The following is a 25,244-nucleotide window of genomic DNA, read 5'->3' on the forward strand; positions in this document are numbered from 1 at the left end:
CATATGTAGTTAGATCAATAAGGCATATTAATCATATGGATGTGTCCGCTATGAAACGAGTGCTTCTGACCGGCGCCGGTGGCGGGATCGGCAAGCGCATGCGCCGCGAGTTGAGCGGCGCCTATCCGATCCTGCGGGTGTCCGACCTGACCGACCTCGGTCCGGCCGCCGACGGCGAGGAGATCGTCGTCGGCGATATCTGCGATCCCGGCGACCGCGCCCGCATGGTCGACGGTGTCGACGGCATCATCCATCTGGGCGGTCTGTCGGTCGAAAACCCTTGGGAGGACATCCTGCGGGTCAATATCGACGGCACCTACCGGCTGTACGAGGCCGCCTTCGAGGCCGGGGTGAAGCGGATCGTCTTCGCCAGCTCGAACCATGCGGTCGGCTTCTACCCGCGCGGCCACATGCTCGACGGCACCGAGCGGCCGCGTCCGGACTGCCGCTACGGCCTGAGCAAGGTGTTCGGTGAGGGCCTGTCCCAGTATTTCGCCGACAATTACGGCATCGGCATCCTGTCGGTGCGTATCGGCTGGTGCTTCGCCAAGCCGGAGACCCAGCGCCAGCTCGGCTGCTGGGTGAGCATCGGCGACCTGACCCGCCTGTGCCGCCTCGGTCTCGAGATCCCCGAGTTGCACCACGAGATCGTCTACGGCGTCTCCGACAATTCGCGCACCTGGTGGGACAACAGCACCGCCAGGCGCCTGGGCTTCACGCCGCAGGACACGGCCGATGTCTGGATCCCGGAGGTCGACGCTTCCGATGTGCCCGAACCCGGCAACGAGGTCGCCCTCGGCGTGCAGGGCGGTCCCTTCGCCAGCACCGAATATCAGGGCGATCCCGGCCGCGTCGTGCCGGCCAAACGCTGATCCACAACCGGTCCGATCCTACCGACCCATCCGACCCAGGGGGAATCCTTCATGCCCATGTCGCCACAGGAACTGAAAGCCAAGATGGGGTCGGGGCTGCTGTCCTTCCCGGTCACCCATTTCGACGCCAATCTGGAATTCGCCGAAGGGCCGTATCGCGAGCATGTCGCCTGGCTGTCCTCCTACGACGCCGCGACCTTGTTCGCCGCCGGCGGCACCGGGGAGTACTTCTCCCTCGGACAGGACGAGTTCCCCTGGATCATCGCCGCCGCCGTGGGCGCGGCCGAGGGGCGCTGCCCGGTGGTCGCCGGCTGTGGGGTGAACACGCGGCGCGCCATCGCCGACGCCAAGGCGGCCGAGGCGGCGGGGGCCGACGGCGTGCTGTTGCTGCCGACCTATCTGATGGGCGGCACCCAGGAGGGCCAGTACGCCCATGTGAAGGCGGTCTGCGACGCGGTGTCCATCGGCGTGGTGGTCTATAACCGGGCCAGCTCGGTGCTGAAGGCCGAGACCGTCGCCCGGCTGGCCGAGGCCTGTCCGAACCTGATCGGCTTCAAGGACGGGGTGGGGGAGATCGATCTGGTGACCCGCATCCGCGCCACCCTGGGCGACCGGCTGGTCTATGTCGGCGGTATGCCAACCCACGAGCTGTTCGCCTCGGCCTATGACGCGGCCGGCTTCTCCACCTATTCCTCGGCTGTGTTCAATTTCGTGCCGGAGCTGGCGCTGTCGTTCTACGCCGCGCTGCGGGCCGGCGACCACGCCACCATGGACCGGATCCTGCACAGCTTCTTCTATCCGTTCGCCGATATCCGCGACCGGGTGCCGGGCTATCCAGTCGCGTTGATCAAGGGCGGCCTGAAGGCGGTTGGGCGCGATCCCGGATCGGTGCGCCCGCCGCTGGTGAACCCGACCGAAAAGGACGTCGCCGATCTGGCGGCGGTGATCCGCGATGCGGCCCCACTCAGCTCCGCAGCCTAAAACATACGATCAATGGACAGATAGATTGACCAATTCCCGAAAGGGGGCATACTTCTCTCCAAAATAGAATTCCGCCCGAGGACCGAACCGGACAACCGGCGGGCGGATGCTCGCCAAAGCGCGACTCAAAAAGCCCGGGCAAATCGGGCAACCATAGGGAGGACGAGATGAAACTGATCGACAGGATTGGTGCGACCGCCGCTGCGGTCGTCGTGGCGGCCGGACTTTCCGGCGCTGTCCAGGCGGCCGAGTGGAAGGGCTGGAACATCCACGTTCCGGACTATCCGAACACGGTCGCCATGGACAAGTTCGCCGAGCTGCTGGACAAGAACAGCGACGGGCGGATCACCCTGAAGATGTTCCATGGCGGTGTGCTGGGCAGCCAGCCGGACGCCATCGAGCAACTGCGGATCGGCGCGATCGAGATCGCCAACTTCAACCTCGGTCCGATCGGTCCGGTGGCGCCGGAGGCGAACGTCGTCTCGCTGCCGTTCATCTTCAAGGACCAGGATCACATGCACCGCGCCATGGATGGCGCGCCCGGAGAGCAGATCAGTGCCGGCATGGAGAAGATCGGGATCGTCGCACTCGCCTGGTACGATTCCGGCGCGCGGTCCTTCTACAACACCAAGAAGCCGATCAATAAGCCCGACGACGTCGCCGGCATGAAGGTGCGGGTCATGAACAACGACCTGTATTCCGGCATGATCTCGGCCATGGGCGGCAATCCCTCGCCGATGGCCTTCTCCGAGGTCTACCAGTCGCTGAAGACCGGCGTGGTCGACGGGGCGGAGAACAACTGGCCGTCCTACGAGTCCACCGGGCATTTCGAGGTCGCCGGCTTCTACTCCATGTCCGAGCACCTGATCATCCCGGAATGCGTCTGCATCAACGCCGATGTCTACAACGCCCTGTCGGACGCCGATAAGGAACTGGTGCGCAACGCGGCCCGCGAATCCTCCGTCCTGCAGCGCGAACTCTGGGCCAAGCGGGCCGAGGCGAGCCGCGAGAAGGTCATCAAGGCCGGTGTGAAGTTCAACGACATCGCCGACAAGAAGGCCTTCCAGGACGCGATGAAGCCGGTCTACGCCAAGTTCCTGGAATCCAACCCCGACCTGAAGCCCCTGGTGGAAGCCATCCAGGCCACGCAGTAAGGGCTTCCTGCAAGGCCGCCGGAACGGTCAGTCCCACGACCTCCGGCGGCCCTTTTTCTTTTCCGCGGCCCGGGTGCCGCACCGGATCTTCAGGGGTTGTGCGCCGCGATGCATACGCCGAGTTCGCAGACCGACGCCGGCCGCAGGGGGCCGCTGCATGCAGCCCTCCAGCCGTTCTACCGGCTCCTCGACGCCGTCTGCCAGGTCAGCCTCGTCGTGTCGGGGGGCGCCATGGTGACCCTGACCGTGATCTTCGGCTGGCTGGTCTTCGGCCGCTACGTGCTGAACGCCACCCCGACATGGGTGGAGCAGGTGGCGCTGCTGCTGGTCGCGCTGATCGGCTTCCTCGGCGCTTCGACCGGCGTGCATGAGCGCTCGCATCTGGGCGTGTCGTATTTCCGCGATATCGCGCCGCGGCCGATGCGCCTGGCGATGGAGCTGCTCACCTACCTGATCATGGCGGTGTTCGGCGCCGTGATGATGGTCAACAGCTACAAGCTGGTCCTGTTCAAGTGGAGTGCGGAGATCCCGCTGATCCATCTGCCCGAAGGACTGCGCGCCGTGCCCCTGACGCTCTGCGGCGCCTTCACCCTGGCCTATTCGATCGGCCACCTGATCCGCTTCTTCACCGGCGAGCGCCTGGACGACCGGATACTCGAGACGCCGCCCGCCGGCCTCCCGCCTTCCGCCGAGTAGGGAGACCTCACCATGGGCCTGCTGATCCTTCTCGGGGTGTTCGCGCTGTGCGTGGTGATCGGGGTGCCGGTCGCCTTCGCCCTTGGCGTTGCCGCCGTCGCCGCCTTCTTCTACGAGGGCCTGCCGATGGTGATCGCGTTCCAGCGCATCATTTCCGGCATCAACGTCTTTTCGCTGATGGCGATTCCGTTCTTCATCTTCGCCGGTGAGCTCATGTTCCACGGCGGCATCGCCATCCGGCTGGTGCGCTTCGCCTCGGCGGCGGTGGGTGCGGTGCGCGGCGGGCTCGGCGTGGTGAACGTGTTCTCCTCGATGCTGTTCGGTGGCATCTCCGGCTCGGCCGTGGCCGACATCTCGGCGCTGGGCTCGATCCTGATCCCGGTGATGAAGGAGAAGGGCTACGATGACGACTACGCGGTCAACGTCACCGTCACCTCGTCGATCGCCGGCATCCTGGTGCCGCCCAGCCACAACATGATCCTGTATGCGATCGCCGCCGGCGGCGGGATTTCCATCTCCTCGCTGTTCCTGGCCGGCGTCGTGCCGGGGATGCTGATGTGCATCTGCCTGGCCGTCGCCGCCTATCTGATCGCGGTGAAGCGCGGCTACAAGGCGGAGACGTTTCCGGGGATGAGTGCCCTGCTGCTGACCTTCGTGGCGGCGATTCCCGGGCTGTTCACCGCCGTGATCATCGTGGGCGGCGTGCTGTCCGGGGTGTTCACGGTGACCGAGTCCGGCGCCTTCGGCACGCTCTACGCCTTCGCGGTGACGCTGATCGTGTACCGCTCGATGACCTGGCGGGCGTTCAGCACGGCGGTGATCAACTCGGTGCGCACGACCTCGATGGTGCTGATCCTGGTCGCCTCGGCCACGGCCTTCGCCTACATGCTGACCTTCTATCAGGTGCCCAACAAGATGATCGAGTTCATGACCGGGGTCTCGGAGAACCCGATCATGATCCTGCTGATGATCAACCTCATGCTGCTGGTGCTGGGGATGATCATGGACATGGCGGCGCTGATCCTGATCTGCACGCCGATCTTCCTGCCGGTGGTGGTGGCCTTCGGCATGGACCCGGTGCAGTTCGGCATGATCCTGATGATGAACCTGGGCCTGGGCCTGTGCACGCCGCCGGTGGGCGCCTGCCTGTTCCTGGGCTGCGCCGTCGGCAAGGTGCCGATCGAGCGGGCGGTGCGCACGATCTGGCCGTTCTACGCGGCGATCCTGGTGGCGCTGGTCCTGACCACATTCATCCCGGCGATCTCGCTGACCCTGCCGAACTGGCTGGCCGGGTAGGTCAGGCCGCGCAGGGCGGGGGCGCGTAGCCGGGAACGCCGGGGTTCAGGGCAAAGAGGCCGCCGGCCCTGGGCTGGCGCGCCTCGCTGCCGGGGGTTATCAGGCCGGGGCCCATGCAGGTCAGATAGAGGGTGTCGAGCCGCGGACCGCCGAAGGCGAGGCAGGTCGGCTTCTCCACCGGCACCTCGATGATGCGGTCGATGCCGCCGGCCGGGGTGATGCGGACCACCTGCCAGCCTTCGATTCCGGCCATCCAATAGCAGCCCTCGGCGTCCATGGCGGCGCCGTCCGGCCGTCCGGCGACCTGGCGGGTGTCGAAGAAGACCCGGCGGTTGGTCGGCGTGCCGCTCTCCAGATGGAAGTCGAAGGCCCAGATGGTGCGCACCGCCGGGTGGCTGTCGGACAGGTACATGACCGACCCGTCCGGCGAGAAGGCGAGTCCGTTCTGGGTGTACAGCCCGTCCAGGATCCGCGGAGAGGTGCCATCGGCATCGAGCCGGAACAACAGCCCGTTTCCGGGCTCTCCCGCGGCCGCGTTCGCCGGGCCGGCCTTCGGCATGGTGCCTGCCCAGAAGCGCCCGGCCGGATCGACGCAGCCGTCGTTGAACCGCATGCCCGATGCACCCGGCGCCTCGGCGTTGAGTATCTCGACCGCGCCGGTCGCCGGATCGAAGGCACACCAGCCGTCCTCAAGTCCGACCACGGCCCCGCCGTCTGCCCGCGGTGCGACGCAGCCGATCGCCGACGGCATCGCCCAGGTCTCGTTCTTGCCGGCCGCGGGGTCGAACCGGTGCAGGGCAGGGGCGGCGATATCCACCCACCAAAGTCGCTGGGCTGACGCGTCCCAGACGATACCCTCGCCCAGGGTGGCGCCGGCATCCAGCACGCAGTCGACGGTGGAGGTCATCGGCAACCGCTCCTCTCAGAGCGAGGCGCGGTAGCGGGCGATGCTGCCGCTCAGATGCGCCCGCATGGCATCGCGCGCCCGGTCGGCATCCCCGGCGCTGATGGCGTCGGCGATGGCCAGATGCTCCTGATGCACCCGCTGCAGATAGTCGTGGCTGATCAACCGCGCCCGCTGCTCGGCCGACAGGGAGCTGCGGGGGATCGCGTTGCGGCCGAGGGATTCCAGGAAGCCGGGGAACAGGGCGTTGTTGGTCCCTTGGGCGATCGCGTCATGGAACGCGATGTCGAGTTCGACGGTCTTCGCGCCGGTCTCCAGCGCGCGGCCGAAATCGGCCATATGCTCGCGGATGCGCGCGTCCTGGGAGAGGGTGCGCCGGGTCGCGGCGAGGCCGGCGGCCTCGACCTCCACTGCCATGCGCAGCTCCAGCAGATCCAGCGCCTGGTACATCTGCCCCGGCAGAAAGGACGGCATGCCGCGCGGACGGGACAGCACCGGGTCGAGCACGAAGATGCCGGCCCCGCGCCGCGGTTCGACCAGGCCCTCGGCCTTCAGCACCGCCACGGCTTCGCGGATCACGGTGCGGCTGACCCCGAACTCGGCCTCCAGTTCCTTTTCCGTGGGCAGACGGTCCCCGGGTTTCATGGGACCTTCTGCGATCTTGGCGCGCAGCGCCTCGGTGGTCTGCTGGGTAAGACTGATGCTGCCCGTCATTGGCGCCGGCCGATCTCCCGGGTATTCTTGGTGTGTCGGACCAAGATGCCGTTCATGTACGACTTTTGGTTATCTTCGTCAGATATATTTAACCCGTAATCTGAAGTGATGGAATGCCCGTACGCAGGGGCAGGGCCGTTCGCGGGGGTTGGGTCATTAACGTTTCGCTTACCGCCCATGCGTTACCAAGGTTTTGGAGCGCCGCGTCACTGTGTGGAGCAGATTGTGTCGCAGTGACTGGTTTAGTCGAATGGAGGCGCCGGCGTGCGCTTTTCACTGCGGACATTGACGATCGGCCTGGTTGGCCTGCTTTTCCTGGCGGGAGCCTTCGGAATCGGCGCGACGGTCTGGGTCAACCATCGGGTGGCGGAGACCCAGGAGAGCTGGAACGCGTATCGCGACGCCAGCGCCGTGCGGGCCCGGTCCCTGGTCGAGATCACTGACTATCTGGGCTATGGCGGTGCGATCCATCACCTGCTGAACTTCGTCCTGCGCGGCGACTACGACTATATCGACTCGCTTCATGCCGACCTCGGTACGGTGCGCTCGGCGGTCGAACGCTACCGCACGGTCGACATCACGCCCAAGGAAAGGGCCGCGCTCCGCGAGATCGAGGACCTGGTCAACGTCCTCTACGACCGGTCAGAACTCGCGCAGGTCATGCGGGCCTATGGCAACACCCCGAAGGAAACGGCGCGCGCCATGGCGCTGTGGTCGCCGGGGGTGCTGTTCGCCCTGGATGACCTCCACCAGGCCGAGTCGGCACGGCGTGCCGTTCATTCAGACAAACCGACCAAACTTGAGCTGCTGCGTGAATTCCGGCGGGATATCGGCTTTGGCGGCATGATCGACTTCTTCAAGAAGCTCGTGTTGCTGGGCGACACCGCCTTCGCGCCAATGGCCCGACGGGGTGTCGAACTCGGGAGGGCCACGATCGAACGCTATCGCGCCCTCCCGCTGACCGAGCAGGAATCCAAGGCGCTGGAGGACATCGACACCACCCTCTACTTCTACGATCTCAACATCGACATCGCGCTCAGCATGGTCCAGGGCGGCGCGCCCGCGTCGGCGGTCGATGCGGCGATCAGGGTCGATGATGGCTCGGCCCTAAAGGCACTTGTCGTCCTCGAGAAGGCCATCGCCGAGGAGGCGAACCAGCTCACCCAGACGATCCATGGCAACCTCACCGCGGTCTCACGTCTGACCAATATGCTGGTGGTGATCTTCTCCATCGGTGCGCTCGTGATCGGCACGGTGATCGCCAGCATCGTCCTCAACGCCGTCCAGCGCCCCCTGTCCCATATCACCGACGCCATGGTTCGGATCCCGACCGGAGACCTCTCCCCCGTGGAGAGCGTGGAGAGCCGGGTGCGTGAGGTGGCCGACTTGGCGGGATCGTTGGAGGTGTTCCGGCGCTACGCCTCCGAGCTCGACATGACGGCGGCGATCCTTCACCAGTTCCAGGAGCTGTCGACCGACGTCACGCTGACGACGGAAGAGCGTATCCGGCGCATTCTGCAGCTTGGCGTCGACCATTTCGGTACGGAACTTGGTACCGCCAGCCGCACGGCGGACGGCCGCTACATCGTCGAGCATTCCGTCGGAACCGGTCCGATCCGGGTGCCTGGAACCACCTTCGATCTGGAGACCACATACTGCCGGCACACCCTGGCCCATGAGCGCGCGCTTGCCTTCCATGACGTGGCAGAGAGTACGCTCGCGGATGCCGAGTGCTTCCGGATCTTCGGGCGGCGGACCTATATCGGCGCGCCGGTGATCGTCGAGGGTGCGGTCTATGGCACGATAAACTTCTCCTCCATCGAGCCGCGGGATCGGCCGTTCTCCAAGAGCGACCTGGTTCTCGTCGAGATGATGGGCCGCTGGCTCGGGATGGAGCTGGAGCAGGACCGGACGATGAAACGCCTGTCCGAGGCCCGCGACGCGGCCGAGGAGGGAACCCGGGCCAAGTCGTCCTTCCTGGCGAATATGAGCCACGAGATCCGCACGCCGCTGAACGGCATCATCGGCCTGAGCCGGCTGCTGGCCCAGACCAGCCTCAATCCCAAGCAGCTCGATTACGCCCAGAAGGTCCTGTTCTCGTCCGAGAACCTGCTCGGCATCATCAACGACATTCTGGACTTCTCGAAGATCGAGGCCGGCCAGATCTCGATTGAGAAGACCGAGTTCCGCCTGATGAAGGTTATTGAGAACGTCACCGCGATGGTGGCGCCGCGGGCGGCCGAAAAGGAGCTGGAGTTTCTGATCAGCGTCGATCCGGATACGCCACAGGAACTGGTCGGCGATCCGCTCAGGCTCGGTCAGATTCTCACCAATCTCTGCTCCAACGCCATCAAGTTCACCTCGGAGGGCGAGATCATCGTGTCCGTGCGGCCGACCGAGATGATCGACGGTCGAGTCGAGCTTCTCGTTTCGGTGCGCGACAGCGGGGTCGGGATGACGCCGGAGCAGCTCGGTCAGATCTTCCGGCCCTTCACCCAGGCGGACGTGTCGACCACGCGGAAATTCGGCGGCACCGGGCTCGGGCTCACGATCTCCAAGGAGCTGGCCGAGCGGATGGACGGGCGCATCTGGGTCGAGTCGGAGCCCGGCGTCGGGTCGACCTTCCACTTCACCGCCCGCCTCGAGCTGGGGACCACCAGGGCGAAGCCGCAGGCGGTGCTCCCGGCCGATCTGCGCAGCCTTCGGGTCCTGGTGGTCGACGACAACCAGATGGCTCGTCTGGTGATCGGCGACACCCTGCGGGCCATGGGCTTCGAGGTCGATGTGGCGGTGGACGGGCCGTCGGCCCTGCGGCGGATCGGCGTCGACCGGGGCGAACTCACCTACAACATCGTGCTGATGGACTGGATGATGCCGGAGATGGACGGCATCGAGACGGCGCGACGGATCCGCGAGAACTGCGGCGACGGCCCGCATCCCGCGACCATCCTGGTCTCGGCCTATATGCCGGACGAGGCCGTTCTGGCCGCGGCCGAGTCGGGGCTGGCCGGCTATGTGGCCAAGCCGGTCAACCAGTCAACGCTCTTCGACGCGATCGCCACGGCGGTGGGCAGGCGCACGGGCCAGCGCTATGCGCGCAACGCGGCGTCCCGCCGCCCGCCGATTACGGTTCTGCCCGGTCTGCGCGTGCTGCTGGCCGAAGACAATGAGATCAATCAGGAGGTCGCCGTCGCCGTGCTGCAGCAGCAGGGTGTCAGGGTCGACGTGGTCGACAACGGCCAGGACGCGGTCGAGCGCGTGTTCGAGGCCGGACCGGGGTATTACAACGCGGTCCTGATGGATGTGCAGATGCCGATCATGGATGGCTTTGAGGCGACCCGACGCATCCAGCACGACGACCGCTTCAGAACGCTCCCGATCATTGCCATGACGGCGCATGCCCTGGAGGAGGAGCGCCAGAAGTGCTTCGCCGCCGGCATGTGCGACCACGTGGCCAAACCCCTGGGCGAGGAAAGGCTGTTCGAGGCCCTGGCCCGGCACTGTGAGGCGGCCGAGAGCCGTCCGGCCGCGCAGCCGGAGCCCGCCAAGACCACGCCATCCGACCCGGAGACGCCGATGATCATCAACGTGGACAGCCTGACGACGATCGATACGGACGAACTTCGCCGCGCCCTGCCTGACGATCTGATCTCGCGGCTTCTGCTGAAGTTCCGTGAAGGTCAGGCCGACACCGGGCAGGCGCTTCGAGGGGCCATTGCGGAGGGGGATCGCGATCAGGCGCGCCGGATCGCCCATCAGATTCGGGGCGTGGCGGGCAACCTGCGGGCGCTGGCGGTTTTCGAGGCTTCCAAGGCGCTGGAATTAAAGATCGATGCCGACGGTCTGGTTGATGCGGCGGCGATAGGCGAACTGGCGCAGGACCTCGCCGATGCGCTGGCCGACGTGATGGCCGATATCGATGCGGCTACCGCTCAGGAGACGGCGGGAGCCAATCTGGTGCCGTTTCCGACCAAGGCGGGTCCGGCCGATATCCGCGCTCTGGTCGAGCAGCTGCGGTCCGGCGATATGGAAGCGGAGGACACCTGGCGGGCGCTGGAGCCGGCCCTGCGGGCGCGCGACGGCGCCGTCGCGGAGGATGTCGCAACGGCGATCGACGACCTGAACTACGGCGCGGCCGCCAGCAAGCTCAGCGCCTTGCTGAACACGGGATGAGGGCGGTCAGGCGATGAACACCGATCTCGATATCTCCGGTTCCCGCATTCTCATCGTCGACGATGCGCGCGAGAACGTGCGGATTCTGGCGACGATCCTGAAGGATGTTGCCGCCGTGTCGTTCTCGCTCGGCGGTATGGATGCTCTGACCAAGGCCAAGGCGACCCTGCCGGACCTGATCCTGCTCGATATCGAGATGCCGGACATGAACGGCCACGAGGTCATCATCCGGCTCAAGAGTGATCCGCGCACCGCGCTCATTCCGGTGATCTTCGTCACCAGCCATGCCGACGTGGAGGATGAGGAAGCGGGCCTGCGCCTCGGCGCGATCGACTACATCACCAAGCCGTTCAATCCTGCCATCGTCCGGGCGCGGGTCAGCAACCAGCTCATGCTGCGCGCCTATGCCAAGCAGCTCGAGGACCTGAACGTCGAACTGGAGCGGTTGGCGACCACCGATTCCCTGACCGGCCTCGCCAACCGCCGCGCCTTCCGCGAGCGGATGACCCAGGAACTCCGGCGGCTCGACCGGTACGGCGGCGAAGCCTGTGTGATGATGATGGACCTCGATCACTTCAAGTCGGTGAACGATTCCTACGGCCACGACGCAGGGGATGCGGTCCTGCGTGAGGTGGCCGAACGGGTCGCCGGTCAGTTGAGGGAGACCGACACGTTCGGCCGGCTGGGCGGGGAGGAGTTCGCCATCCTGGCCGCCGGCACGCCGGTCGATCAGGGTGCGCTCGTGGCCGATCGGGTGCTGCGCTCGGTCCGGGAGGAGCCGGTGGTCTGGAACGGGCTCGAGATTACCGTGACCACGAGCGTAGGCATGACGCCGTTGCGGGCCGGCGACGGCTCGATTGACGCCGCCCTGGCCCGGGCGGACCAGGCGCTGTACGCGAGCAAGAACGCCGGCCGGGACCGCCTGGAGGTCCAGGCCGCCTAAGGTTTTTGCTGCGGTGCGGTGCCGGCGGCGGCCGCCGCGCCATCCCTAAGAATTTCAACGATATCCCGTCTTTATTGCGCCCGCTAAAGGACTGCGGCAGCATGGGCTTGTCACGGTGCACAAACCGTCGTGAGCCGATTTCCGCAATGACAGGGACAGGGGTGGTGTCATGAAAAAGAATTTCCCGATGAGTCGGGCCGGCTGGACCCGGCGCGGTGTGCTGGGCGCGTCCGGTGCCGCCATGGCCGCCGGCCTGCTGACCAAGCCGTCGACGCTGTTCGCGGCCGAGCCGATCAAGACCGCCGGCATCTACACCGTCCCGGTCGAGCAGCAGTGGGTGAGCCGCATCCACAAGGCCGCCGAGGCCGCCCAGGCGAAGGGCGAGGTGACCTACACCTTCTCCGAGAACACCGCCAATACCGACTATCCCCGGGTCATGCGGGAATATGCCGAGCAGGGCGTGAAGCTGATCGTGGGCGAGATCTTCGGCGTCGAGCAGGAGGCCCGCGAGGTCACCCTGGAATACCCGGACGTGGCCTTCCTGATGGGCTCCAGCTTCCTGGAAGATCCGGCCTATCCGAACCTGGCCGTGTTCGATAACTATATCCAGGACGCCTCGTATCTCTCTGGCATCATTGCCGGATCGATGACGAAGTCGGGCAATATCGGCATGGTCGGCGGCTTCCCGATCCCCGAGGTGAACCGGCTGATGCACGCCTTCATGGCCGGGGCGAAGGAGATGAACCCGGACATCACCTTCCAGGTGAGCTTCATCGGTTCCTGGTTCGACCCGCCGAAGGCCAAGGAGACCGCCTTCGCCATGATCGAGAACGGCGCGGACGTGCTCTATGCCGAGCGGTTCGGCGTGTCGGACGCGGCGCAGGAGAAGGGCATCCTGGCCATCGGCAACGTGATCGACACCCAGCCGGACTATCCGGAGACGGTGGTCGCCTCGGCGCTCTGGCATTTCGAGCCGACCTTCAACGCCGCGCTGGCGAAGGTGCAGGACGGCACGTTCGAGGCCGACAACTACGGCAAGTATTCCTTCATGAAGGAGGGCGGCTGCTCGCTCGCCCCGCTCGGCACCTTCGAGGGCAAGGTTCCGGCCGAGGCCATGGCCCTGGTCGAGAAGCGCGAGGCGGCGATCAAAGCCGGCGAGTACACCGTCGAGATCAACGACGAAGAACCGAAGTCGAGCTGATGCCGACCGATCCGGGGGCGCGGGCTGTCCTGCGCCTCCGCAACATCACCAAGCGGTTCGGCCCGCTGACCGCCAACGACGCGATCACCTTCGACCTGCACGAGGGCGAGGTGATCGCGTTGCTCGGCGAGAACGGGGCCGGCAAGACCACCCTGATGAACATCCTGTTCGGCCATTACATGGCCGACGCGGGCGACATCGAGGTTTTCGGCCACGCCCTGCCGCCGGGCAACCCGCGCGCGGCCCTGGAAGCGGGTGTGGGCATGGTGCACCAGCACTTCACTCTCGCCGACAACCTCTCCGTCCTGGACAATATCATCCTGGGCACAGAGCCGCTGTGGCGTCTGGGGACCGGGCGGGCGGCGGCGTGGGCGCGGATCGAGCAGCTCAGCCGCGACTTCGGTCTGGCGGTGCACCCAGAGGCCAAGGCGGGTGCGCTCAGCGTCGGCGAGCGCCAGCGGGTGGAGATCCTGAAGGCGCTGTACCGCGACGCCCGCATTCTCATTCTGGACGAGCCGACGGCCGTGCTGACGCCGCAGGAGACGGACGACCTGTTCGCCACCCTGCGCAAGGCGGTGGCGCGCGGGCTGTCGATCATCTTCATCTCCCACAAGATGCACGAGGTGCTGGCGATCTCGTCCCGGGTGCTCGTGCTGCGCCACGGCAAGCTGGTGGGCGAGGCGGCGACGGCCGACACCGACCGGCACCAGCTCGCGCACCTGATGGTGGGCTCGGAGATCGTAGCGCCCGAGGTCGGCGGGGCGGCACCCGGCGCGGTGCTGCTGCGGATGCGCGAGGTCTCCACCACGCCGGTCGGCAACGCGGTCGGGCTGCGCGCCCTGTCGCTGGACCTGCGGGCGGGGCAGATCACCGGGCTGGCGGGCGTGTCGGGCAACGGGCAGGCGGCGCTGGCCGACCTGATCGCCGGCGAGACCGTGCCGGACTCGGGCGTCTTCGAGGTGGCCGGCGAGGGCGTGGGGGCCTGGACCCCTCGCGCCGCCCTGGACGCCAGGATCGGCCGCATCCCCGAAGACCGGCACCGCACAGGCACGATCTCTGATTTTACGCTGTCCGAGAACGCAGTCCTGGAAGCCTATGAAAAAGAACCCTTTTCCAGGCGCGGATGGTTCGACTGGACGGCGGTCGACCGGCACACGCGGGCGATCATCGAGCGCTACGACGTCCGTTGCCCCGGACCCGATGCGCGCATCCGACTGCTGTCCGGCGGTAACATGCAGAAGCTGATCCTGGGCCGCGCGCTTGAGGCCGAGCCGAAGATCATTCTCGCCGTCCAGCCGGTGCGGGGCCTCGATATCGGCGCTGTCACCTATGTGCAGAACCGGCTGATCGAGGCGCGGGATGCCGGGGCGGCGGTGCTGCTGATTTCGGAGGACCTGGACGAGATCCTGACCCTGGCCGATGTGATCCATGTGATCTCCGAGGGCCGCCTGTCGCCCGCCTTTGCCCGGGGCACGAAGACCCCGGCGGAACTGGGCGTATGGATGGCGGGCCAGGGTTTCGGGGAGTACAGCCATGCGGCTTGAGCCGGTCGCCAATCCGGGCTGGCCGCGCACGCTCGGACTGCCGGCCCTGGCGCTGGGCGGCACGGTGGCGATCGCCATGGCCCTGTCCCTGGTCGCCGGCTCGAACCCGCTCGCCGTGCTCGGGCTGATCGTCAAGGGCGCCGTGGGCTCCAAATTCGCGCTGCTGGAGACCCTGAACCGGGCCACACCGCTGATCTTCACCGGCCTTGCCGTCGCCGTCGCCTTCCGCGCCAAGCTCTGGAACATCGGGGCGGAGGCGCAGCTCTACATGGGCGCGCTGCTGGCGGTGGTCCTGGGCACCGGCCTGCTGCCGCTGCCCGCGGTCCTGCTGCTGCCGATCCTGATGCTGGCCGCCATCGCCGGCGGGGCGCTGATGCTGCTCGGCCCGGCCTTCCTGAAGACCCGGCTCGGGGTGGACGAGGTGGTGACCACGCTGCTGCTGAACTTCGTGATGATCCTGTTCGTGTCCATGCTGCTGGAGGGACCGCTGAAGGACCCCATGGGCATGGGCTGGCCGAAATCGGAGCGGCTGGTCGCCGAGGCGCGGCTGCCGCGCATCGTCGACGGGCTGCGGCTGCACTGGGGCTTCGGCCTGGCACTGATCTGCGCGCTCTTGGTCTGGGTGATGCAGACCCGCACGACGCTCGGCTACGAGATCCGCGCGGTCGGCCTGAACCAGCGCGCCGCCGCCTTCGCCGGCATCCCGGTGACCAAGGTGGTGATCAAGACCGCGCTGATTTCCGGCGGCCTCGCCGGTCTCGCCGGCTTCTCCGAGGTGGCCGGGCTGAAGGGCAGCCTGACCTTGGACCTCAGCCCGGGCTTCGGCTACACCGGCATCATCGTCGCCATGCTGGCCCTGCTGAACCCGCTGGGCGTGGTCGTCTCTGCCCTGTTCGTGGCGGGTGTCTTCGTCGGGGCCGACAGCATGAGCCGGGCGGCGGCCGTGCCCACCTATATCGCCGACATCCTGCTCGCCACTGCCCTGCTGCTGATGGTGCTGGCGATCATGCTGACGCGCTTTCGCGTGGTGAGGGGGTAGGCGGTGGAGATCCTCGACATCCTGATCTCGGCCAGCTTCTGGGCGGCGGCCGTGCGCATCGCCAGCCCGCTGATCTTCGCCACCCTGGGCGAGCTGATCTGCGAGCGCGCCGGTGTGCTGAACCTCGGCATCGAGGGCATCATGGTGGTCGGCGCCTTCGCCGGCTGGATGGCGGTCTATTCCGGCGCCGATCTCTGGGTCGGGGTCGGCATGGCCATGGCGGCGGGGATGCTGTTCGGGCTGCTGCACGCGATCCTGTCGGTGCCGTTCGGGCTCAGCCAGCACGTGGTCGGCCTCGGCATCACCCTTTTGGCGACGGCCTCAACCTATTTCGCCTACCGGGTGGCTCTGCCGCAGGTCACCAACCCGCCGCGCATCGAGGCGTTCAAGGAACTGCCGATCCCGGTGCTGTCGGACATCCCGATCGTCGGGCAGGCCCTGTTCGCGCAGACACCGCTGACCTATCTCGCCTTCGTCACCGCCGCCGTCGTCGCCTTCGTGCTGTACCGCACGCCGCTGGGCCTGGCGGTGCGGGCGGTCGGCGAGAACCCGCATTCGGTGGAGGCCCAGGGCCTCTCGGTGACGGCCCTGCGCATGGGCGCGGTGGTGGTCGGCTCCGGATTGATGGGCGTTGGCGGGGCGTTCCTGACCATGTCCGCCTTCAACTCGTTCTTCTTCGAGATGGTCAACGGACGCGGCTGGATCTGCATCGCCCTGGTGGTGTTCGGCGCCTGGAAGCCGGGCAAGGCGCTGCTCGGCGCGCTGCTATTCGCCGCCTTCGACGCGCTGCAGATCCGGCTGCAGCAGACCTCGCTGGGGGCCGATATTCCCTACCAGATCTTCCTGATGATGCCGTATCTGCTGTCGATCCTGGCGCTCGTGGTGATGTCGCGCCGGGCGGAAGTACCGGCGGCGCTGATGGTGCCGTTCAACAGGGGAGAGCGCTGAGATGTTCGACATCGTCGTGAAGGGCGGCACCCTGCCGGACGGGCGGGTCGCCGATATCGGCATCCGCGATGGCCGCATCGCCGCGGTGGAGCGGCTGGACGACGCGGTCGAGGCCGGAGAGGTGATCGACGCGACGGGCGATCTGGTCAGCCCGCCCTTCGTCGATCCGCATTTTCACATGGACGCCACGCTCAGCTACGGCCTGCCGCGGATCAACGCGTCCGGCACTCTGCTGGAGGGCATCGCGCTGTGGGGCGAGCTGAAGCAGGTGATGACCGTGGACGAGGTCAAGGAACGGGCGCTGGCCTATTGCGACTGGGCGGCGAGCCTCGGCCTGCTGGCGATCCGTAGCCATGTGGACACCTGCGACGACCGGCTGCTCGGGGTGCAGGCGCTGCTCGACGTGCGCGAGGCGGTGAAGGGCTATATCGATCTCCAACTCGTCGCCTTCCCCCAGGATGGGCTGTACTGCGACCCCACCGCCTATGAGAACACGGTGCGGGCGCTGGACATGGGCGTGGACGTGGTCGGGGGCATCCCGCATTTCGAGCGAACCATGGCCTATGGGGTCGCCTCGGTGACGGCGCTCTGCGAGATCGCCGCCGAGCGTGGGCTGCTGGTCGACCTGCATTGCGACGAGACCGACGATCCGATGTCCCGCCACATCGAGACCCTGGCCTATGAGACCCAGCGGCTCGGTCTCCAGGGGCGGGTGACCGGGTCGCACCTGACCTCCATGCATTCCATGGACAACTACTACGTCTCCAAGCTGCTGCCGCTGATGGCCGAGGCGCAGGTGGCCGCGATCCCGAATCCGCTGATCAACATCATGCTCCAGGGCCGCCACGACACCTTCCCCAAGCGTCGGGGCCTGACCCGGGTGAAGGAGATGCAGGCGCTCGGCATCACCGTCGGCTGGGGCCAGGACTGCGTGCGCGACCCGTGGTACTCGCTGGGCACCGGCGACATGCTCGATGTCGCCTTCATGGGGCTGCACGTGGCGCAGATGAGCGCGCCGGAAGAGATGGCCCGCTGCTTCGACATGGTCACCGCAGAGAGTGCGAAGATCATGCATCTGGACGGCTACGGGCTGGAGGTCGGCTGCACGGCGTCGCTGGTGGTGCTGGATGCCGGCGACAAGATCGAGGCGGTGCGGCTGCGGCCGGACCGGCTCTGCGTGATCGCCAAGGGCAAGGTGATCTCCCGGCAGGCGCGCAACGACGCCCGGCTGTCCATCCCCGGCCGCCCGGAAAGCGTGCGGCGCCGGCACCAGCCGATGGGGTCGGGGTAGGGGTAGCGTGTGCGGGGCTGATCGACCCCCCTCCCGTCGTCCCGAACTTGATTCAGGACCAAGCCGACTGCGCGGGATGCTTGATCCTGACGTGCGTCAGGATGACGGGGGCGGGTAAGGGGGATCACTGCGGAAAGGCCGTGGCCACCGCCGAGGGCCGAGCCCGCAGCCCCTGCCACCAGGCGTGGACGGCCGGATGGGCCTCGATCATCTCCCGCCCCACCGCGGTGCGGGCGAACAGGTCGAGCGCCGGCAGGAAATGCGTATCGGCCAGGGTCAGGGCATCGCCGGCCAGATACGGAGTCTCCGCCAGCCACCGCTCCAGCTCGCCCAGCACTTTGCGCGATACCTCCAGCGCCTTTTCGCGGGGCATCCAGCCTTCCTCCAGGTCCCGCGCCTCGCAGACGAAGATGCTCCAGACCATGGCCGGATAGGCGTAGTTGTCCATCATCCGCATCGCCTGTGCCGCGCGCGCCAGGGCAACGGGCGCGCCCGGCAGCAGCGGCGGCTCGGGATAGCACGCCTCCAGATAGCGCTGGATCGCGTCGCTCTCGTAGAGCCGGACGTCGCCGTCTTCGAAAGCCGGGATCTTTCCGAACGGGTGTAACTCGGCATACCAGTCCGGCAGGCCGGCCTGGTCGAACGGGTCGACGGGGATCAGCTCATACGCCAACCCCTTCTCCTCCAGGCAGAGCCGGACGGTACGGACATAGAGGCTGAACGGGCGGCCGTAGAGTTTCATCCTGCGCTCCACCGAATGGCTCACGACCGGACGGCGACCATATCGACCGATTGCGAGGTATCCTGGGAGCCGGCGGTGCGAAACATGCCCTTCACCGGTGCCACGTCGAAATAGTCCCGGCCGATCGCCACCACCACATGATCCTCGCCGGCCATCATGTTGTTGGTCGGATCGAACTCCACCCAGCCCATCTCCAGCCCGCACCAGGCCCGCACCCAGGCATGCATGGCGTCGGCACCCTCGAGCCGGGCGGCGCCCTTGGGCGGGATGGTGCGCAGGAAGCCGCTCACATAGCCGGCCGGCACGCCGATGCTGCGCAGGGCCGAGATCGCGATATGGGTGAAGTCCTGGCACACGCCGTGGCGGGCACGGAAGGCCTCCTCCAGCGGCGTGTCGACAGCGGTCGCCTCCGGATCGAAGGCCATCTCGCGGTGCAGGGCGGTGCAGACCGCGGTCACCGCCTCCAGCGTGCTCTGACTGTCGGCGGTCAGCCGGCCAGCCCAGGTCGCGATCTCCGCGACCGGCGGCACCCTGGGCGAGCGACCACGGAAGTGATGCGGCGCCTCCGACGCGACCGAGTTGAGGGTGTCGAGTTCCTTGGCCAGCCGGCGCAGGTCGGGAGACACGTCGAATAGCGGTTCCAGCGCGGCGCGGTCGACCCGGGCCTGCATCAGGAAGGCGGTCTCCTCCACCGCCTCGTCATAGGAGATGCTGATGCAGCGGTTGTCGAAGAAGTCGAAGGCGAAGCCCTGCTCGGTCGGGGTCGGGCTCACGTCGAGATTGGAGGCGATGACCCGCTGGCGGCCCGGCAGGGTGGCCGGGGTCAGCCGCAGGATGTGCCGGCCCGCATCGGCCAGGCTGTCATAGGCGTATTCGATCTTCAAAGTGATGTCGTACAGCATGGCCGGCGCTACCGCAGATAGGTGTCGGCCAGCAGGCCGGACAGGGTGGCGGTGTCGCCCGAGAGCTGCTCCAGTTTGTCCGGGCTGACTTCGCCCGGAGCGGCGGTGGTCAGGGCCGTCTTGATCTCCAGCACCTTGCGCTGGAACGGGGTCATCCGCACCTCCTCGACCGTCACCGGCAGGTAGGACGCGTGGTCGTCGATCGAGACGAGCTGGTTCAGGACCGAGCGCGGGTTCATGTCGTCGAGCAGAAGCAGGTCGATCACCGTGTCGCGGCTGGTTCCGGCGGCGTAGCGGCGGCGGTGGGTCATGATCGAATCCCCGACCTCGATGGCGAGATCCAGCGCGCCCTCCGGCGCGTCGGCATCGGTGAAGACCCGCAGGAAGTTCATCATAAGCCCGGCGCGCTCCAGCGCCCGGCCGATCCCGAGGAAGCGCCAGCCGGTGAACCGGTACATGTTCTCGTGCACCAGTCCGGCGAAGCCGGCGATCTTGCGCAGCAGCACGCTGAAGGCCCGCGCGGCGTCGTCGCCCGGTTGGATGCGGGTGGCGAACATCTCGGTGGTGCGCGACAGGTCGACCAGGGCGTTCCAGGCGTCGGTGGAGAACCGGTCGCGGATCTGCCCCGAACTGCGCAGGGCCGCCCGCATGTCGTCCAGCACGTTGTCCGGGATCGTCGCCGCGACATCGGCGCCGAGGAACTCCAGGTACTCGGACAGCATCACCGCCAGCGGGTAGTCGCCATCGCCGGTTTCCGCCAGACGGATGTGGTAGGCGCGCAGCAGACGCAGCTTGAAATCCGTGCGCTCGACGTAGCGGCCGAGCCAGAACAGATTGTCGGCCGCCGTGCTCGGCAGGGTCGCGTCCAGCGTCCGCTTGGCCGTGCCGCCGCCGGTCTCCAGCAGGGTATCCGCCGGGCCGGCGTCATCGGACACTACCCAGACGTCGGACACGGCACCGCCGCGTTGCATCGAGATGTCGGCGCTTTCCGCCGAATGGCCGATCCGCGCGAAGCCGCCGGGCATGACCACCCAGCCGCTGCCCGAGCGGGCCACGAAGACCCGCAGGCTCATCGGCCGGGCCTCCAGCTTGCCGTCGACCAGGGCCGGGGCGGTGGACAGGGAGACGATCTCCTGTCCGGCCAGAAGCGGGCCCTGCGCGTCGATCCAGGCCGGATCGACCGGCGTGCCGTCCGGCTTCTTGCCGGCGATCACCACGTTGGGGCCGTGGTCGAAGGGCAGGCGCGTCGACATGGCGCTGTCGATGGTCATGCGCTCCAGGTTCGCCTTGACGTAGTCGCACTCGCCCGCGCCGCCGCACCACCAGGTGGCGATGTTCGGCATGGCGAGCGGCTGGCCGGTCAGGTGCTCGCTCATGCGCGGCATGAAGGCCATGAGCGCGCGGGCCTCCAGCGCGCCGGAGCCGAGCGCGTTGACCATGGTGAAGGAGCCGGAGCGCAGGGCACCGATCATGCCCGGCGTGCCGAGCCGCGAGCTCTCGTTGAGTTCCAGCGGGTCGGTCCATTCCGCGTCCAGGCGGCGCCAGAGCACGGAGATCGGCTGCAGTCCCCCGACGGTGCGGACCATCAGCCGGTTGTCCTTCACCGCCAGGTCGGCGCCCTGCACCAGCATCAGGCCGAGATAGCGGGCGATATAGGAATGCTCGAAATAGGTGTCGTTCAGGGGGCCCGGCGTCAGGATCGCCACCCGGCTGCCGTCGCCGTTGCGCATCCCCAGCAGGGTGTCGCGGAACCGGCGGAAGAAGCCGGCCAGCCGCATCACGTTGGTGCTGCTCATCAGCGAGGAGAAGCTGCGCGAGGTCGCCATGCGGGTTTCCAGCGCGAAGCCGGCGCCGGACGGCGCCTGGGTCCGGTCGCCCAGCACCCACCACTTGCCGTCGGGGCCGCGGCCGATATCGAAGGCGATGAAATGCAGGTAATGGCCGTGTCGGGGCTCGATGCCGACCATCGGCCGCAGCCATTCCGGATTGGACGCCAGCAGGCGGGCCGGCACGACGCCGTCGGCGACCAGCCGGTTCGGCCCGTAGAAATCGGCCATCGCCGCTTCCAGCACGTCGGCACGCTGCATCAGGGCGGTGGCGATGTTCTGCCATTCCCCGGCCTCGATCAGCATCGGCAGATGGCTCAACGGCCAGTCGCGCTCGGTCGAATCGGTCGGGCCGTACTGGCGGAAGAACACGCCGGCATCGCGCAGATACTGGTCGCCCCGGGCCAGCGCATGGTCGAGGGCGTCTGCGTCCAGGGCGGCGAGGTCGCGCAGAAACGGCTGCCAGACCGGGCGCACCCGCCCGGCGCTGTCGAACAGCTCGTCGGCCACGCCCGGCAGAGTGCGGTAGGCATCCAGAAGGGTGCCCCAGTCGGATCGGTCGGCAGCCTGCAGCGGCTTGCTCATTATCAGGTTCCGGCGGCGCGTCTCAGGTCGAGGGTCAAGGGGAACTCGGGGTGAGTCATCTCAGGTGCCGGAACATAGCCCCCCGGCGTATGACCATGATACTCGAACCTTGCGAGCCTGCGCGCATCCGCTTCGTTGGCATTGACCGGGAAGGTCTCGTAGTTGCGCCCGCCCGGATGCGCCACGTGGTACACGCAACCGCCCAGTGCCCGCCCCGACCAGGTGTCGTAGATGTCGAAGGTGAGGGGGGCGTGGACCGGGATCACCGGGTGCATGGCCATGGCCGGCTTCCAGGCCTTGAACCGGACGCCGCCGACCGCGACTCCGCTGCTCTCGGTGCCGTGCAGCGGCATGCGCCGCTGGTTGCAGGTCACCACATAGCGCCCGGGGTCCAGCGCCGTCAGCTTCACCTGCAGGCGCTCGGTCGAGCTGTCGGTGTAGCGGGCGGTGCCGCCGATCGCGCCGGTCTCGCCCAACACGTGCCAGGGCTCCAGCGCCTGCCGCAGTTCCAGGTGCACGCCCTCGTATTCGACCTCGCCGCAGAACGGGAATCGGAATTCGGCCTGCGCCTCGTACCACTCGGAGCGGAAGTCGAAGCCGTTCAGACGCAGGTCCTGCAGAACGTCCATGAAGTCCGACCACACGAAGTGGGGCAGCATGAACCGGTCGAGCAGGGTGGTGCCCCAGCGGGTGAAGGTGCCGCCGATCGGCGATTTCCAGAACCGGGCGATCAGGGCGCGCAGGAGAAGCTGCTGGGCCAGGCTCATGCGCGGATCCGGCGGCATCTCGAAGCCGCGGAATTCCACCAGCCCCAGCCGGCCGGTGGGGCCGTCCGGCGAGTACATCTTGTCGATGCAGATCTCCGAACGGTGGGTGTTGCCGGTGACGTCGGTCAGCATGTTGCGCAGCAGCCGGTCGACCAGCCACGGCGCCGGCGGCGTGCCGCTGTCCGGATGCGGGATCTGGCCGAGCGCGATCTCCAACTCGTAGAGCGTGTCGTGGCGGGCGTCGTCGATGCGCGGCGCCTGGCTGGTCGGGCCGATGAACAGGCCCGAGAACAGGTAGGACAGGCTCGGATGGCGCTGCCAGTGCAGGATCAGCGAGCGCAGCAGGTCCGGCCGCCGCAGGAACGGGCTGTCCTCCGGGTTGGCGCCGCCGACCACCACGTGGTTGCCGCCGCCGGTGCCGGTATGCTTGCCGTCGATCATGAACTTGTCGGCGCCGAGGCGGGATTGGCGCGCCTCCTCGTAGACGCCTTGGGTGATCGCCACGCACTCCTTCCAACTCGCGGCCGGATGGACGTTGACCTCGATCACGCCGGGGTCCGGGGCGACGCGGATCACGTTCAGGCGCGGGTCGGTCGGCGGCGCGTAGCCCTCGATATGGACCTTCACGCCGACCTGGGCGGCGGCGCGCTCCACCGCGTCGAGCAGGTCGAGATAGTCGTCGGCCCGTTCGACCGGCGGCATGAACACGCACAGCCGGCCGTCGCGCGGCTCCACCGCGATGGCGGTACGCACCGCCCCGCCGATCTCCCCGACCTTCTGCTCGATCACGTTCTGGACGTGGCTGCCGGGGGTGAAGGAGGCGCGGGCCTGATGCGGCGCCGCCTCCTCGGCGGCGGCTTCGCCCGGTCCGCGCTCCGCGTCGAAATCGGGCAGCGGACCCTTGGTCTCCCAGGGGTCGGCGATGTTGACGTAAGGGTACTGCGACGGCGGCACATAGGGCAGGGCGCCGAGCGGCAGGCGGAACCCGACCGGGCTGTCGCCGGGTACCAGGAACACATGCCCGCGGCGGGGCTTCCAGAGTTCCGACTGCCAGCGCCGCGTCTCGCGTGACCGGGACTGCCAGCTCTGCACCGGCAGGACGTAGCCGGCCGGCTCTGTCAGGCCGCGGCTGAACACCCGGGCGATGCGGTGGCGTTCCTCGGCGTCGCGCAGTTTGGAGTTCTCCGGTGTCACGTTCTCCGGAAGATTGGCCTCCTTCAGCACCCATTCCGCCGGGTCCTCGAAGGCGGGGACGACATAGTCGCGCTCGATGGTGAGGTTCTCGGCGATCGCCTTCAGCAGCGCCTCGGCTTCCTTCGGGCCGGCATCCAGCGTCTCGGTCTCGCCGGCGATCAGGTCGGGATCGCGCCAGATCGGCCGCTCGTCGCGCCGCCAGTACAGGGAGAAGGTCCAGCGCGGCAGGGTCTCGCCCGGATACCACTTGCCCTGGCCGTAATGCAGGAAACCCCCCGGCGCGAACCGCTGGCGCAGCCGGCGGATCAGCACGTCGGCCAGGCCGCGCTTCATCGGGCCGACGGCGGCGGTGTTCCATTCCTCGGACTCGAACTCGTCGATCGACACGAAGGTCGGCTCGCCGCCCATGGTCAGGCGCACGTCGCCCTCGCTCAGGTCGCGGTCGACCTTCTCGCCCAGAGTGTCGAGGGCCTCCCAGGCCTCTTCGGAGAACGGCTTGGTGATGCGGGGATGCTCGGCCACCCGCCGCACCGACATGTCGAAGGCGAAATCCACATTGGCGGCACTCGCCATGCCGGAGATCGGCGCCGCGTTGCGGTAGTGCGGGCAGGCGGCGAGCGGAATGTGGCTCTCGCCGGTCAGCAGGCCTGAGGTCGGGTCCAAGCCGATCCAGCCCGCGCCCGGCAGATACACCTCGGCCCAGGCGTGCAGGTCGGTGAAGTCGTGATCGGTCCCCGCCGGGCCGTCCAGGGCTACCAGATCCGGCTTGAGCTGGATCAGATACCCGGACACGAAGCGGGCGGCGAAGCCCAGATGACGCAGTATCTGGACCAGCAGCCAGCTGGAATCCCGGCACGACCCGCTCGCCAGCTCCAGAGTCTCCTCCGGCGTCTGCACGCCCGGCTCCATGCGGATCAGGTATTTCACCGCCTCCGACACCTGCCGGTTCAGGTCGACGACGAAGTCCACGGTGCCCGTCTGCGACCGGTCGAGGCGTTTCAGGAACGCCTCGACCCGCGGGCCGATCGGCTCGGGGCGCAGATAGATCGACAGATCGTCGCTCAGCTCCTCGGGATAGGCGAAAGGCCATTCCGAGGCGCTCTCCTCCACGAAGAAGTCGAACGGGTTGTAGACCGTCATGTCGGCGACGAGATCGACCTCGATCTTCAGTTCGCGGACCGGCTCGGGAAACACGAAGCGGGACAGCCAGTTGCCGTAGGGATCCTGCTGGTGGTTCACGAAGTGCGTATCCGGCGTGACCTTGAGCGAATGCGAGATCACCCGGGTCCGGCTGTACGGGGCCGGGCGCAGGCGGATGATCTGCGGGCCCAGGCTGACCGGGCGGTCGTAGCGGTAATGGGTGAGGTGGTGGATCGCGGCCTTGATCGACATGACTACCCAGATGGTTGCAGCGTCCGACGGTACCTTAGGAGGTTATATCGCAATGGCGAAACGTATTACGAGGCCCCTCT

At 67.4% G+C, this 25,244-nt stretch carries 18 protein-coding genes; 12 read left to right on the forward strand and 6 right to left on the reverse strand.

The window, feature by feature from the left end:
- Window positions 1-50 precede the first annotated feature (50 nt).
- The 5 genes from BLS34_RS09715 to BLS34_RS09735 all read left to right on the forward strand — a co-directional run bounded on the left by BLS34_RS09715 (window position 51) and on the right by BLS34_RS09735 (window position 4,999).
- Window positions 51-872, forward strand: a complete 822-nt coding sequence (locus BLS34_RS09715) for an NAD-dependent epimerase/dehydratase family protein (RefSeq protein ID WP_028792711.1) — start codon at window positions 51-53, stop codon at window positions 870-872.
- Between the two features lie 51 nt (window positions 873-923).
- A complete protein-coding gene (kdgD, locus tag BLS34_RS09720; RefSeq protein ID WP_342664888.1) occupies window positions 924-1,853 on the forward strand; it encodes a 5-dehydro-4-deoxyglucarate dehydratase in 930 nt (309 codons plus the stop codon).
- 167 nt (window positions 1,854-2,020) lie between these two features.
- Entirely contained in the window at window positions 2,021-3,007 is a 987-nt protein-coding gene (locus tag BLS34_RS09725) for a TRAP transporter substrate-binding protein (protein ID WP_028792709.1), read from the forward strand.
- Window positions 3,008-3,115: 108 nt separating this feature from the next.
- Window positions 3,116-3,703 (forward strand): TRAP transporter small permease, encoded by a 588-nt coding sequence (locus BLS34_RS09730; RefSeq protein WP_093149934.1) that lies wholly within the window; start codon window positions 3,116-3,118, stop codon window positions 3,701-3,703.
- Window positions 3,704-3,715: 12 nt separating this feature from the next.
- Entirely contained in the window at window positions 3,716-4,999 is a 1,284-nt protein-coding gene (locus BLS34_RS09735) for a TRAP transporter large permease (protein ID WP_028792708.1), read from the forward strand.
- 1 nt (window position 5,000) lies between these two features.
- Here BLS34_RS09735 and BLS34_RS09740 read toward each other — a convergent pair whose 3' ends face one another.
- On the reverse strand, window positions 5,001-5,906 hold the full coding sequence (locus BLS34_RS09740; RefSeq protein WP_093149936.1) for an SMP-30/gluconolactonase/LRE family protein: 906 nt from the start codon (window positions 5,904-5,906) through the stop codon (window positions 5,001-5,003).
- 15 nt (window positions 5,907-5,921) lie between these two features.
- A complete protein-coding gene (locus BLS34_RS09745; protein WP_028792706.1) occupies window positions 5,922-6,617 on the reverse strand; it encodes a FadR/GntR family transcriptional regulator in 696 nt (231 codons plus the stop codon).
- A gap of 264 nt (window positions 6,618-6,881) precedes the next feature.
- Between BLS34_RS09745 and BLS34_RS09750 the strand changes: the two genes are divergently transcribed.
- From BLS34_RS09750 to BLS34_RS09780, 7 genes are all read left to right on the forward strand, one after another.
- Window positions 6,882-10,790, forward strand: coding sequence for a response regulator (locus BLS34_RS09750; protein ID WP_139189210.1), 3,909 nt, complete (start codon window positions 6,882-6,884; stop codon window positions 10,788-10,790).
- A gap of 13 nt (window positions 10,791-10,803) precedes the next feature.
- Window positions 10,804-11,733, forward strand: a complete 930-nt coding sequence (locus tag BLS34_RS26655) for a GGDEF domain-containing response regulator (RefSeq protein WP_028792705.1) — start codon at window positions 10,804-10,806, stop codon at window positions 11,731-11,733.
- 169 nt (window positions 11,734-11,902) lie between these two features.
- The gene (locus BLS34_RS09760; RefSeq protein WP_093149941.1) at window positions 11,903-12,934 is read left to right on the forward strand and encodes a BMP family protein; all 1,032 of its coding nucleotides are present in this window, start codon (window positions 11,903-11,905) and stop codon (window positions 12,932-12,934) included.
- Window positions 12,934-14,478, forward strand: a complete 1,545-nt coding sequence (locus BLS34_RS09765; RefSeq protein ID WP_093149944.1) for an ABC transporter ATP-binding protein — start codon at window positions 12,934-12,936, stop codon at window positions 14,476-14,478. Before BLS34_RS09760 ends, BLS34_RS09765 begins: the two co-directional genes overlap by 1 nt.
- Window positions 14,468-15,517 carry an ABC transporter permease gene (locus tag BLS34_RS09770; RefSeq protein WP_093149948.1) on the forward strand — a complete coding sequence of 350 codons (1,050 nt, stop codon included), beginning with the start codon at window positions 14,468-14,470 and terminating at the stop codon, window positions 15,515-15,517. The genes BLS34_RS09765 and BLS34_RS09770 overlap by 11 nt, the downstream gene beginning before the upstream one ends.
- 3 nt (window positions 15,518-15,520) lie before the next feature.
- Window positions 15,521-16,465, forward strand: a complete 945-nt coding sequence (locus BLS34_RS09775; protein ID WP_093149950.1) for an ABC transporter permease — start codon at window positions 15,521-15,523, stop codon at window positions 16,463-16,465.
- Window position 16,466: 1 nt separating this feature from the next.
- Window positions 16,467-17,756 carry an amidohydrolase family protein gene (locus BLS34_RS09780; protein WP_093149952.1) on the forward strand — a complete coding sequence of 430 codons (1,290 nt, stop codon included), beginning with the start codon at window positions 16,467-16,469 and terminating at the stop codon, window positions 17,754-17,756.
- 124 nt (window positions 17,757-17,880) lie between these two features.
- Here the strand turns inward: BLS34_RS09780 and BLS34_RS09785 are convergent, their stop codons facing one another.
- Genes BLS34_RS09785 through BLS34_RS09800 form a run of 4 tightly spaced genes read right to left on the reverse strand, consistent with a single transcriptional unit; the run spans window position 17,881 to window position 25,164 of the window.
- Window positions 17,881-18,498, reverse strand: a complete 618-nt coding sequence (locus tag BLS34_RS09785) for a glutathione S-transferase family protein (RefSeq protein WP_093149954.1) — start codon at window positions 18,496-18,498, stop codon at window positions 17,881-17,883.
- 20 nt (window positions 18,499-18,518) lie between these two features.
- Window positions 18,519-19,400 (reverse strand): transglutaminase family protein, encoded by an 882-nt coding sequence (locus BLS34_RS09790; RefSeq protein WP_093149956.1) that lies wholly within the window; start codon window positions 19,398-19,400, stop codon window positions 18,519-18,521.
- An 8-nt stretch (window positions 19,401-19,408) separates the two neighbouring features.
- Window positions 19,409-21,811: a circularly permuted type 2 ATP-grasp protein gene (locus tag BLS34_RS09795; protein ID WP_093149958.1), complete on the reverse strand. Its 2,403-nt coding sequence runs from the start codon at window positions 21,809-21,811 to the stop codon at window positions 19,409-19,411.
- 2 nt (window positions 21,812-21,813) lie between these two features.
- Complete coding sequence (locus BLS34_RS09800) at window positions 21,814-25,164, reverse strand: transglutaminase family protein (protein ID WP_093149960.1); 3,351 nt, start codon at window positions 25,162-25,164, stop codon at window positions 21,814-21,816.
- Window positions 25,165-25,244: the final 80 nt, after the last annotated feature.

The sequence above is a fragment of the Thalassobaculum litoreum DSM 18839 genome (genome assembly GCF_900102465.1).
GTDB classification, from domain to species: Bacteria; Pseudomonadota; Alphaproteobacteria; order Thalassobaculales; family Thalassobaculaceae; genus Thalassobaculum; species Thalassobaculum litoreum.